General features: G+C 56.0%; 10 protein-coding genes. All 10 read right to left on the bottom strand.

All coding sequences use genetic code 11. The annotated features are described in order from the left end of the window. The 10 genes from CPAR_RS07450 to CPAR_RS07500 all read right to left on the bottom strand — a co-directional run bounded on the left by CPAR_RS07450 (position 1) and on the right by CPAR_RS07500 (position 12997). Complete coding sequence (locus CPAR_RS07450; protein WP_012502699.1) at positions 1-1059, bottom strand: pilus assembly protein TadG-related protein; 1059 nt, start codon at positions 1057-1059, stop codon at positions 1-3. A gap of 18 nt (positions 1060-1077) precedes the next feature. After that, positions 1078-1560: a TadE/TadG family type IV pilus assembly protein gene (locus CPAR_RS07455; protein ID WP_012502700.1), complete on the bottom strand. Its 483-nt coding sequence runs from the start codon at positions 1558-1560 to the stop codon at positions 1078-1080. Continuing rightward, a complete protein-coding gene (locus CPAR_RS07460) occupies positions 1557-2975 on the bottom strand; it encodes a type II and III secretion system protein family protein (RefSeq protein ID WP_012502701.1) in 1419 nt (472 codons plus the stop codon). Before CPAR_RS07460 ends, CPAR_RS07455 begins: the two co-directional genes overlap by 4 nt. A 12-nt stretch (positions 2976-2987) precedes the next feature. Then, positions 2988-3779, bottom strand: coding sequence for a Flp pilus assembly protein CpaB (gene cpaB, locus CPAR_RS07465; protein WP_012502702.1), 792 nt, complete (start codon positions 3777-3779; stop codon positions 2988-2990). A gap of 51 nt (positions 3780-3830) precedes the next feature. Next, positions 3831-4034, bottom strand: a complete 204-nt coding sequence (locus CPAR_RS07470; RefSeq protein WP_012502703.1) for a Flp family type IVb pilin — start codon at positions 4032-4034, stop codon at positions 3831-3833. Between the two features lie 1811 nt (positions 4035-5845). Beyond that, entirely contained in the window at positions 5846-7699 is a 1854-nt protein-coding gene (gene cbiD, locus CPAR_RS07480) for a cobalt-precorrin-5B (C(1))-methyltransferase CbiD (RefSeq protein ID WP_012502705.1), read from the bottom strand. Next, positions 7689-9563, bottom strand: coding sequence for a precorrin-4 C(11)-methyltransferase (gene cobM / locus CPAR_RS07485; RefSeq protein ID WP_012502706.1), 1875 nt, complete (start codon positions 9561-9563; stop codon positions 7689-7691). The genes cbiD and cobM overlap by 11 nt, the downstream gene beginning before the upstream one ends. Before the next feature lie 95 nt (positions 9564-9658). Then, positions 9659-10861, bottom strand: coding sequence for a bifunctional cobalt-precorrin-7 (C(5))-methyltransferase/cobalt-precorrin-6B (C(15))-methyltransferase (locus tag CPAR_RS07490; protein ID WP_012502707.1), 1203 nt, complete (start codon positions 10859-10861; stop codon positions 9659-9661). Further along, positions 10854-12260, bottom strand: coding sequence for a precorrin-3B C(17)-methyltransferase (cobJ, locus tag CPAR_RS07495; RefSeq protein ID WP_012502708.1), 1407 nt, complete (start codon positions 12258-12260; stop codon positions 10854-10856). Before cobJ ends, CPAR_RS07490 begins: the two co-directional genes overlap by 8 nt. Continuing rightward, on the bottom strand, positions 12257-12997 hold the full coding sequence (locus CPAR_RS07500) for a precorrin-2 C(20)-methyltransferase (RefSeq protein WP_012502709.1): 741 nt from the start codon (positions 12995-12997) through the stop codon (positions 12257-12259). Before CPAR_RS07500 ends, cobJ begins: the two co-directional genes overlap by 4 nt. Between the last annotated feature and the right edge of the window lie 14 nt (positions 12998-13011).

A 13011-nucleotide genomic window follows, 5' to 3' on the forward strand; every position in this document is an offset into this window, starting at 1 on the left:
TTATTGTACTAAATAGGGAGGAGTGAATGCGCCGTACGGAACACCGCTGCCATTGCCCGGAATGAGACCTGGAATCGTAGTCGCATCAATAAAATGGCCAGTAATATAGCTGTGGGTTCCTTGAGAATGAGAGGAATCAATAACAAAGCCGGCAAAAGCGACAATTGGTTGCCAGCTTCCAGGATCAACATTTTCAATAACAGGTATAACAATCGGTTCGCCGATAGGAAACTCATATTGTTTATTCTTGTACAGTATAGACATGTCGCCGTCTGCGACCCAAATTTCCTGTCCAAGTTTCATCGGTATCGTTGTCCTGATGGGAGTATCATCCTTTTTGTCCCAAAAAATACCACCAATTGTTGTGACGTCACTTGATCCCCCACCGATCTCTTCTGTCAAAGAAGTCCATGTACCCATACCACCTTTCGGATAATATGTTTCAAGATTGACCATGAAAGGATCCTCCGTTTTAGGAGTTTGCGTCTCGCTGTCCCAAAAATTGTTGAAGACATCCTTGCCGAGGGTAAAAGGAAACATGCCCACGCCGCCTGCAGGTGGGTATATAGCGGCAATGGCACTGGCCGGAATATTACTTTCGTTGATACCAAGAAAAGGAGCGAAAAACAACTTTAAAGGCCCATTATTTTGGGTGCTGGTGAGAGCAACCGTAGCACGCACAGCGGGAACATCTCCGGTAACGGGAACACCTGATGTGCCATGGTGGCGAAAACCATCCGATGAGTTCCAGTATCCGGCTTCAATCGTCGCTTGCTGAATCTGCTCGCCATTGACAATATTGTGTTGTGCAAGCACCAGTCCCTTTTGCTCTGCCGCGTCCCAATCGTAGGTTGAGAGCGACGAGTTAACAAGCGATCCCGCACCACCCAAAGCAGCAGCATCGGCTGCGCTTTGAAGCTGGACTTTGGTCAGGTTCATGCGGCCCAGGTCAAGAGCCAATGCGGCAAAGCCCAACAATACCACTAAAAAAATGGCAAACATAATGGTAACAGCACCACGCTGACCATTCGGCAGTTTATTTTGGCGTAAAAGTATCATAGTGATGGATATAAGGTGTCATGGTGATGCATATGATTGCAAAGCCTCAATCCTCATGCTTGATGTAGCCGAAATATCCTGGCCCCCTGTCAAAAAGAAAATGCCAGTATAATTGAGATGCGCAGTTACAGTAAGAATATCACCTGTAATGCTCGGGTTGTCCACGGTAGGGGTCTTACTCCCAAAAGAGATAAGCTTATTAGCTAAAACAGCCAAGGTGGCATTGCGTGCTTTGGTTTGTACGCTCGTCACATCAAGATCACCATCGCTGTCATAATTGCCTGCATCGTATACGGCTCCAGCACGAGCGCCCTCTCGTGTAGCCATAGTAAGCACGGTTTTGTCATAAATGCCCAGAGAAAAAGTAACCATTCCAAAAAGGAGAACCAGAAAGACGGGCAGAACGAACGCAAATTCAATTAACGCATTCCCCTTTTGCGATTGGACGCCAGCATTCACTGGCGTCCTGAATTTGGCAACATCTGCGTGAATGGCTTTCATTGTCCACTCCTTGAACCTTGCAGCTTTCCGTCAAAGAAAAGCTCTTTTTGAGTAGGCGGAATAAACCTGTCAGTCGGAAGCTCTGGTGGAGTATCGCTGGCTTCAACCAGAGTAGGACGAACAACAACCAGAAGTTCGGTATTTTCAGATTCGATCTTGGTGTGCCGGAATAGAGCGCCAAGAAGAGGAATGTCTCCCAGCAAAGGCACGGCTTTTAAGGTTTCTGTGATTTTGTCTTTCAAAAGACCACCAATAACAAGGTTTTGCCCTTCATTCATCTGAACGGTGGTAGATGCATAGCTGGTTTTAAAGGCCAGCAATGTGCCAGTTCCATCAGCCGCAGACGTTGGCGGCTCAGAAACCTCCGGTGCAACCTTGAGCGAAATACGACCAGCATCCAAAACGGTGGGCGTAAATCGCAAACCAACACCATACGTACGTTCTTGGTAGTCAACTGCCCCGTTAGCGGTTATAGTAGGAACATAGATTTTACCGCCGACAAGAAAATAGCCCTCCTGACCACTCATAGCTACAATAGTAGGCTCGGCCAAAATTTTAATCCAACCATTATCACACTCGTTTTCCGCTTTGATCCGCTGTGAATGAGAAGTGTTGTCCTTTAGCAGAAGATTGATAGTCTCATTGCTGACAAATCCAGTCATAAGCCCCCCCGAAACATTACCTATACGGCCCGCCCATTCGAAGCCTAAGGCCTGCATGAAAGTTTTGGAAACTTCTGCAATGTGTACTTCAAGGCGAACTTGCTGTGCGTCACGAACTTTGAGAAGATTGACCACACCAGACATTCCAGATCCCTCAGCACCAGTTGGCCCACCAGCAACAAGGCTAGCACTTTTAACAATACCGGATAAGCTTGCAGTTCCCGCATAGCTATCGGCGGGCTTGGTATTGGTTAGGGTCTTTTCAGGGTTATCCGCCGGCACATCTCCCCCTAAATACCCTTTTACCAAACGATAGGCGGTTTCAGCAGCCAGGGAATTCGACACCGTGCCTGCCAGTACCAATGCAGGCCCTGAAGAATAGATATGAATGTCAGTCTCATTCGGCAAAACGGTTCTGATCAGATCCTTTATAGGTTCTACATTCCTGCTAACCTGCAGCGGCGTAGACGCAGAATTACCGTTTTGATCCCAGACAATAAGATTAGTGGCCCCCGTTTTTTTGCCCAACAAATAAAGCTCTGTAGGGTTAAGAATGATATAGTCGGCAATCTCAGGATTCCCCACAGCAACGCGCTTGATGGGGCTACCCATCCGGTATACCCTGGATTCACCTTCAGACACACGATAGGTTGATGGAGCGGCGATCACAGCCATGGGAAAGGCTCCAACAAGCACCGCAAGAGCAGCCGTCTTGCAGGCGAAACGCTTTAAACATGTTAATTTCATTTGCATGTCGGCTATGGGCTATGGGGTGGCAACAGACTCGCGGCTCGTGCCACGAATTTCTTCAGGTCCACGGTTTTGACGTGGAGACACAACCTGCACATCAGGCGAAGAGGTGATGTCACCAGTGGCCTGCGGGTGCACAATATCGGGAAGGCGCACGCCTTCAGAGTTTACTTCAGCGGTATCAAGTTCATTACGCAAAACCAAAGAAAGATTTCCAATGTTGCGAGCGAGATCAAGCTTTTCGGCTTCTCGCGGAGAAAGCTCAACGGTTACAGCATTAACCAATTTTGGTTTATCAGGGTCTCCAGTAGTCACCTGATCAACCGCCAACACCTTAACACGCGACAACACCGTTCGCGAAAAAGACCTGCGATTATCATCTTTACCATTTACCAGAATATCCACGTAGCTACCAGGCAAAGCAAACCCGGCAACAGCAATAACCTCATTTACCTTGACCGTAATGGCGCGTTTTCCCTCAGGAAGCGTTGAGGCCAAGCCCCCTTTTGCTCCCTTGAGAGCCAACTTATCTGGCAAAACAGGCTCACCAGCAATCATAGAGACACGCGCAACCCGACCGACAACATCAGCAGTCCGAGCAAACGCATTCAATGGAACAGCCGAGCTTGGCCACTGAACAGCTTTAATCTGGTCAGGCGCAATAACCTTACCAGCGTCAATCGGCATAGCGACAATAACAACCTTAGCCTCTGAACCATCAGTCTGAACAGTACTCATGCGAGCAGCTATGTAAGCGGCCATCGCACCCAGAACGAGTGCGATGGCAATGATAACTGGTTTTTTCACAGCTATGACTTTAAATTTGCAAAGCTTTAACCATAAAAAGCTCTCGCTTATTTAGTTAAGAGCAGTACCAACCCTATTGAAAACGGAATTGAGATTGGTACCAACAGTGGTAATCGTCGCAATAGCAATGACAGCAATCAAAGCAGCAATCAAGGCGTACTCAATCATAGTAACACCTTTTTGCGACTTCACACCGAAATACTTGCTGAGCAAAGCTTCAACAAACAATTTGATGGCATAGAAATTAGTTGACATGATTTTGTCTCCCGATGATGTTAGTTAAAAGGATACAACAAAAGTTAATTAAAACAGACCAATACCTCAATGAAAAAGTTTAACCTAATGACAGCCTATTTTTCAATAATTCTCAAGTCACGGTAAACCAATTAAAATCATTACATCACGCACGTTTAATCATTTAGCACTCTATAACTCTTAACAAATTTAACAAGTATACAGGGAACATCAAAACGCACTTAATGAGAAGAACGCACGGAATTCATAAAAAAAATATACACGTCTCATCAGGAATAAATATAATACATATACAATCAATTTCAAAGAGCTATTTTTTACGAGCAAAACTTTTGCGGGCACTGACAATCGGGCTGATGATCTACCCAAAACCGGAGTTGACCCGCTCGTCCACTTGCCTTGCGCCATTCCATGCAACGCCGTCTGTTTAGAATTAAAGCGCCATTACTTCTTTTGAAATAAATACTCAAGGTATCCATGACTGAAAGGAAAATGCACCCTTTAAACAAAACAGAGAGATCACCCGACTGAACAAGAATAAACGAAAGGGGACAAACGCATCTCTCTCCCTTTTCCGCCTTTATAGATATTAAGTGATCTTGCCAGCGGAAAAAACTGCTTTAAGTTCCCCATAAATTCTTGACTGGAAAAAATCCGGAAGGAAATTACGATTGGGAGCAAACCTGACAAAATCAAGCTCATCAAAATAAGACCGCCTCTCCACAAAAACCTCCTCGATACACATGCCATCAAAAAACAACTCCCACAATACTCTCTCCAACTGAACTCCGCTTTCAGGCAAAGAATAAACCTGTCCCCCTCCCCTTTTTCCAGAAAAGCCGTTAAAGAAAAGACTCTCTCAGCCTCCGCGACACGATCAACCACGATAGGGCATGATAGGAGACGTTTTGTATAAGTACTTATAAAACAGGCAACTACAATACAGCCATGCGGAGTAGGCTAAAACCAGGTGAACGTTAATCTCCCAAGGCCTTGAGAGCCTTTACTGGCTTATAACATCTAACGAGCAAACGCATTGATAATTACACAATGGAACCGTATGCGTGCGTTTCCTTGAACAGCAGCGCGATTGATCAGAATTTATGAGTGACAAACATGGCCACAGGGCTGTTCAGCTTCTTTTTTCAGCAAACATAGCCCATTCCACAAAGCACTCTCAATTGCGAGTCAAAGCACCGGGTGGTGAGCCACTTGCCTGTCATGAACAAGCGCTCTGCTCTTCGCCTAATGCCCCTCACTAACTGTATTCTATGACTTATACAAATAGAAAAATGATGTAAAGCTACAGAATTCTCTTGCAAGCTTTTGCGCTTATTACTATATTTCAACAGTACAAAAAATCATTTGATACACATTTCGAATAAATAAACGGCCGTACTTACGAAACACAGCACATATACAAAATCTACTGAGAATAGGAAATTGATATCGAAACACGACCAATAAGGAGAAAATCATGGGATACTTATTAAATATGGGAGAGTTGATCACGTCGCTCATCAATACAGTAACAGACTTGTCCCCAACAACGCAGGCCATTGGAGTTTCAGTTATGGGGGTTATCGGCGTATGGCTGACAGTAAAAAATCTCGAAAGAAAATCTGGAGCGTATTGATTCTCTGGAGAACGGCGTATTCCGTTTAAACTTCTGAGAAAAAGCTTTTTTCTTTAGAAGCCATAAATACTCAAAGAAAAGCCCTGCATGTTCGTATTGTAACATGCAGGCTTTTCTTTGTAACTCTTAAGCTCTTACTAAACAGGAACATTGAAAGAGAAGGGGTAATCGCTGTTCAGTCTGAAATCACCGACCTTCCCTCCATATCGAACAGCACGAAGCTCAGCGGCGTATCGGAGAGCCATTGGCGGCAAGCGCGATGACAGGCGCTGGCGATGGCCAGATAAAGCGGTTCGTCGCTGGTGAAGGAGATGAGATCGGTCACGTTTCGGACGAGATGAAGATCAGCGAGCTGGTTGGCGAGCTCATCGCTGTAGCCGAGGTCTACGGCAAGAGTGGCGAGCCATCGGGGATCGAGCGGGACGACGCGGCTGGAGAGGTCGGCCTGGCCCTGGGCGAGCTTGGTGGCCTTGGCGAGCATGACGCCGACGATGACGCGCTTGAAGCCACCGTGCTGGCCCGCGAGTTCGAGCGAGCGACCGATGAAGTTACCGTAGTGGATGCTGGCCAGCTCCGGCAGGTCGGGGTAGAGCGCGCGGAGGTGACGCTCGCTGCGAAGGCCGGAGGTGAGGGCGAGGGTCGTGCAGCCGTTGGCGGCGGCGACGGCGATGGACTGGCGGATGCTGGCGAGCCACGCCTCAATCGAGTAGGGCACGACCTCCCCGCTGGTGCCGAGAATCGAAATGCCGCCGGTGATGCCGAGCCGGGCATTCATGGTTTTGCGGGCGACCGCTTCGCCTCCCGGCGCTGAAATCGTGACGTCAACGGCGTAGCGCAACCCACGCTGCCGCAGCTCAGCGGCGACGCACTCGCGGATCATCCGGCGCGGCACGGGGTTGATCGCCGGTTCGCCGGGCGGAATCTCCAGCCCTGGCAGCGTCACCCTGCCAACCCCCTCACCTTGCAGAAATCGCACCTCGCCCGGCTCGCCGTCCGGCACAAGCGAGACTTCGCTGACGATCAACAACCCGTGCGTCACGTCGGGATCGTCGCCCGCAAACTTTCGCACACCGCACCGCACCCTCCCATTTCCCGCCCGGTACGAGATGATTCCGAAGCTGGCGACTTTGCCGGACGGCAGCGTGAGCGTAACCGAGTCGGGGGCAGCGCCGTCAAGCAGCGCGATCATAGCGGCTTTTGTGGCGGCGGCGGCGCAGGCTCCGGTGGTGTAGCCCGTCCGGAGCGGCTTGAGGGCAGCGTGCTCCGTCAGGCATTTTTGAAGCTCATCGACGGAGAAGACGACGGTATCGAACGCCGGAGCGGGCGGACGGCGGATGACGATAACAGGAATCCCGCACCGCTCGGCGACCCGAAGTTTCGATGAGAAAAAGCCTGATTCGCCGCTTTCCTTGGTGAGCAGGCAATCGACACTATGCTCCCGAACGAGCGCTTCGAGCGCCTCATCCGAACCGTCGGGGTTCATCGGCAGCAGCTTCGCTTCGGGAAAACCTTCGCGCTGCACCAGCTCCATCGAAGCCGGTGACGGCAGAATGCGCAATAGCATCTCGTGCCGCTCCCACCACGGACGCAACGGGTCGACAGACTGCACGCCGGTCAGAGCGAGCAGTTTAGCGGGATCGAGCCGCTTCAGCAGGCCGAGGGCTTCCGGAAAATCGGCGACGGAATGCAGTCCGTCAAAATCAGGAAAAGTCACTGACGCTCTGTCGAAGCGGATCAGGCGGACGGCGAGACGCTCACAAACCTCGAACACCGAGCGGTGAAGTCGGGCGGCGAAGGGATGGGCGGCGTCGATGACAAGCCGCACGTCGCGCGATGAGACGAGCTCGGACAGCGACGCCTCGTCGAGCGAGCCGTGGCGGAACTCGCCGTGCGTGGTCGTGAACGTCTCGACGCGGGTTTTGGTCGAGTAGATGAAGGGCATCGCAAGCCGGTCGAGCAACGCCGCTGCCTTCCGTCCCTCGGTGGTACCGCCGAAGAGCAGAATCACGCCGCCCACCTCATGCGCCATGACCTTCGCGGAAGCCGTGCGTGAACGACGGATCGTAGAGCTTCGAGCGCCCGCCGCGCGCGCCGATCACCTCGCCGACCACGAGCAGCACCGTGCGGGTTTTGCCGCTCTGCCGGACGAGCGCCGACAGCCCGTCGAGCCGCCCGCGCCACACCTGCTGGTCGTCCCAGGTGAGCCGGTAGCAGACCGCCACGGGAGTGTCGGGCGGGTAGTGTTCGAGCAATTCGAACTGCACCTCGTCGCTCCACTCGGCGCTGAGGTAGATGCACATGGTTGCACGCGCGCGCGCCAGCTCCGAGAGCCGCTCCTTGTCCGGCACCGGCGTCCGGCCACTGCCGCGAGTCAGGATGATAGTCTGCACCTTCTCCGGCACGGTGAACTGCGACTGCAACACCGCTGCTGCCGCCTGGAACGACGACACGCCCGGCACGATTTCGTACTCCATGCCCCCGGCGTCGAAAAAGGCCATCTGCTCCATAATCGCCCCGTAGATCGAGGGATCGCCGGTGTGCAGCCGCACGACGAACTTGCCCTGACGGTAGAATTGCTCCATCAACGCAAACTGCTCTTCGAGCGAGAGCGAAGCCGAACTCCGCACCAGCGCGCCCGGCCTGGCGTAGTGGGTCAGCTTCTCCGGCACGAGGCTGCCCGCATAGAGGATCAGGTCGGCCTGTTCGAGGTAGCGCCTGCCCTTGACCGTCACCAGCTCCGGATCGCCCGGCCCCGCCCCGACAATGGCGATGCGCCCGCGCCGCTCGGCTCCGCGCAAAAGGCTGACGGCGAAGGTGTAGTGACGCGGCTGACCTTCGGGAATGCCAGCCAGCGCGACCTTCTGCTTCTCCACCAGCCACCAGTTCTCGCCGGAGAGCAGCGCCGCCGAAGCCTCGGAGACGCTGTGCACGCCGGTTTTGCGGAAGACGACATCCGACGGATTCGGCACCAGCCCGACGCTTTCGAGCTGCTCTGGAGCGAAGCCCGTCAGCGTCGTGCCACACGCTTCGGCAAAGGCGATGAACGCCTGCTCATCCATCTTGAAATCGACCGACCCCACGCTGCGGATCGAGCGCGGCGAAAGCCGGACAGCGGCAAGCTCCGCCATGATTGAGCGGACGAAGCGTTCTGAATCGATGCCCCTTTCCGACCCGACCCCAACGCAGAGTACCTTCGGGCGATAGAAAATCGTCTGCACCGGTACTTCGATGAGACGCGGCGTGACGGCGATCAGAAGACGGCAGGCGCTGAAATCGACATCCTCGAAGCGATACGCAATCGTCACGAACGGCGGCGCGGTGCGTTCGAGCTGGTCGGTGAGTGAGTCGCGAACGTCAAGCAGCAGCGTCGTCGGCTCGTGATTCACGAACACCGCCATCACCGTGGTCATCGACTCTCCCGCGACCGGCGAAGCAAACTCCACGCTCCACCCCTCTTCGCGCCCCAGAATATCGAGCGGCCACAACCCCTGCACATCGCTCGACGTGCTCAGCACCGCCTGCGCCCCGAGCAGACGCGCGAGCCGCCCCGCCAGCGCGTTCGCCCCGCCCGTATGGCCCGACAGCACGCTCTGCACGAACCGCCCCGATTCGTCGCAGTTGATGACCGCCGGATCGGTGTGCTTGCTCTGCAACACCGGCGCAATCGAACGCACACAGATGCCGAGCGAGCCTATAAAGATAAAGGCGTCGAAGCTGCCGAACGATTGCCGGACAAAGGCGGGCACGCTCTCGATGGTTTCGACACCTTCGAAGGCGCGGGACGAGAACAGCCCGCACCCGGCAAACCCATCGGCCACGAGCAGGCTTTTCAGGGAGTGGCCGAGAGCAATTCCGGTTTCGGTGATGGCGATAATGGCGATTCGTTCGTGCATGGGTTTTGTGAAACAACTGGTTGAAAATTTTCCCGCAACGCTTTGATCAGACAGATCAGTCCTATCCGTCTGATCTTACGGATCGGGTCGAGCGCTCACCCCGGCTTCACAGCTTTCATCACGCTCACGGGATTGTGCTCGCCAACGGTTAGCTTGAGCGGCTCGGCGAGTTCCATGCCGTGGCGGACGGCGCTGGCGGCGAAAGCTTCGGCGCTAGACTCGCGTACTGCGTTCATGACCACCCGGCCTCCGGGGGGGAGGTGACGCTCTACCACATCGAACACCTCGTCGAGCCGGTCGCCGTGGCCGCCGATGAAAACCGCATCGACACCGTCGCTGCCGCAGAGCGCAGGGTGCTCCTGCTCAAGAAAGTCGCCCATCACCTTCGCAATACCGAGCGCTCCGAAGCGACGGGCGTTGCTCTCCAGCAGGGCGTCGCACTCCGGGCGCTTCTCGAAAGCGGTCACCGCAAGACCCGGAAACCGGAGCCGCGCTTCGATGGCCACCGATCCCGTGCAGAAGCCCACGTCCCAGAAGGTTCGCGCCCGGCCAAGCTCCAGCGCGGCGAGGGCGGCCATGCGGAAGGGCATTTTGGTAATCATGTTGGGCCGTCCCGGCAGGCCGTCGAACAGGTTTTCGGGAATGCCGAACCAGCGTTTCGGCGGTTCGGTGGCTTCGAGCAAGAGGCAGTTGAGTCGGCCAAATTCCATCCCGGCGGCCTCGTCGAGCGTGCAGCGCGTTACCCGCTCATCGCTGCCGCCGAGCGATTCGCCGACTACCATGCGGTAGCCCGAATAGCCGAAATCGAGCATTCGCCGCGCCACCTCAGGCGGAGTTTTACGGGTGTCGGTCAGGACGCCGATGAGCCGCTCGCCCGCGATCAGAGCGCAGTCCAGCTCCTCCCAGCTCCGCCCGGTGAGCGAGGCGTGGCGCATCGACTGGTAAGGTATCATGCAGCGCTGCGCGAGCATCTGGAGCGAGTGGAACTCTGGAAAACTTTGGATCGACGCGCCGGGAAAGCGCTTCCGCAAGGTCGCACCGAAGCCGTAAAAAAAGGGGTCGCCAGAGGCGAACACCACCACCGGCTCGTCCGCCCCGGCAAGTTGCGACAGCACCTCGTCAATCGGCGGAGCGATGGTGATCCAGCGAGAGCTGGACGGCAGCAACGCGCTGACGATTTCGCGATGGCGGGTTCCGCCCGCGAAGATGCGAGCCGCACCAATCGCCTCGATAGCGGCGGGATCGAGACGCGGCTCCGCGCTGTCGCTGAGGCCGATGAGCGTGAACTGCTCAGACATAGCACCCCGGATTCATCGCCTCCGCCTCGTCGAGGCTGAAGGCGGCGTTGACGATGGTGGCCGCGATGGCGCTGCCCCCCTTGCGCCCCTCGATGACGGCAATCGGCGTCGCGCCCGCCGCCGCCTTGAGCCGGTGCTTCGACTCGACCACGTTCACAAAGCCGACCGGCGCGCCGATCACCCCCATCGGCGCGAAGCCCCCGCGATGCAACAGCGAGGCCAGCTCCAGCAGCGCCGTCGGCGCGTTGCCGATCACGAAAAGGGCGTCGGGATGCTCCTCGGCGGCAAGCCGCATCCCTGCCTGGCTGCGCGTGATACCCGCGCTTCTGGCCAGCCCGGCCACGCGCTCGTCGTGCAGGTAGCAGCGCACCGTCACGCCGTGGCGCTCCAGCGCCGCCTTGCGCAGACCGGACTGCACCATCGTGACGTCGGTGATGATCGTCGCGCCACCGGCGGTCAGCGCCTCGTGCCACCGCCGGATCGCGCCGGGCGAGGCGTGGAACAGATCCTGCATCTCGAAATCGGCGGTGGTGTGAATCGTGTGCATGACCGCCCAGCGCTCGTCTGTCGGGCGAGCATCCGGCTTCATCAGTCCGGCGATGGTGCGGAAACTGCCGCTCATGATCGACTGGCCGACTGGTGTCAAAGCCGGCTCTTTCTGGCGGAAGTAGCCCCTCGGCGTAATCATCTGTTCATCTGAAAAGAAGGTGGTCGAATTGCCCACCAGCATCACGGTGAACATGTCGAGCGAGTCGGGATCGAATTCGCCGAGCGTCGTCAGCACGACCGACTCGTCGCTACGCGAGACGTTGCGGATGATCCCCACCGGCGTCGAGGGTGAACGGTGGCGCAGGAACAGCTCCCTGAAGCGATGAATCTGCCAGTAGCGGTCGCTGCTGCGGGGGTTATAGACCGCCGTCACGAAATCCGCTGAGGCCGCCGCCTCGATCCGCTTTTCGATCACCTCCCACGGTGTCATCAGGTCGGAGAGCGAAATGGCGCAGAAGTCGTGGCTCACCGGAGCGCCGAGCCGCGCAGCGGCGGCTTGGAACGCGCTGATGCCTGGCAGCACCTCGACCGCGACCTCGGGCCAGCGACCGCTCGCGTACAGTTCGAGGATGAGCGGCGCCATGCCGTAGATGCCCGCGTCCCCCGAACTGACCACGACGACCCTCCGCCCTTCGGAGGCCAGCACGAACGCCTGTTCAGCCCGCTGCACCTCACCGGTCATGCCGGTCGCCACGGTCTGGACGGAGTCCGGAATCAGGTGCTCGATGCTTTTGAGATAGCCGGTGTAGCCGACCACCGCGTCCGCTGAGTGGATCGCATCGAGCACCTCCGGGGTCATCATCGAATCGCTGCCGGGGCCGAGGCCCGCGACGGTAATTTTGCCTTTCATGACATAAATGGCGAAAAGGTTGACTGCCGGCAATGCGGTGAGCAGACCAGCAGCGAAAAGTAAGGGATGGCGCGGTCGCGCAAGTCGTCAATCTCCATCGAGATGAACTCGCCCGCCATGCCCACCTTTTCGGCGTAGAGAAAGGGCTTGCTATACCGTTCGAGGAAACCGACCAGTTCATCTCTGACCGTCGAAAGCTTCATCACCACCACGGTGCTGCGGCTTGCGAGGGCGCGGTCGAGCTCACCGATCTCATCGATCTGCGCCAGCACCAGCACGCTGTCGTTTTGCAACGCAAGCGGCATTCCGGCAGCCGACCCGGCAGCGATAAAGGCCGGAATGCCCGGCGTCATCGAGCACTCCAGACCGTCCCGCCGCGCCCGCTCGATGATCGCCGACGCAGTGCTGTAAAAGCCCCCGTCGCCCACGCTCACCACCGCCACGCGGCGACCCGCTCGCACCTCCTCCGCCATCGCGGCGTAGTTTGCGGCATAACTCGCCTCAGCGGCTTTTCGCGAGCGCGACATCGGCACAAGCATCCCGCGAAGCTTCGACGGATCAAGATTGTACGCTTCGAGAATATCGAGCGCCACGCTCGTCACCGCGCCCGAAGCGCTGACCGTGCCGGGATAGTAGATGAGGTCAGCCTCGCGAAGTTGGGCCAGCGCCTTGACGGTGATGAGACCGGGATCACCCGGCCCAAGCGAAACGCTGATGAGAGAGCCTTGTTTGTTCATTGGGTTGCAAACGG

Origin of the sequence: Chlorobaculum parvum NCIB 8327, from assembly GCF_000020505.1 — a bacterium.
In the GTDB taxonomy this organism is placed as follows: Bacteria; Bacteroidota; Chlorobiia; order Chlorobiales; family Chlorobiaceae; genus Chlorobaculum; species Chlorobaculum parvum_A.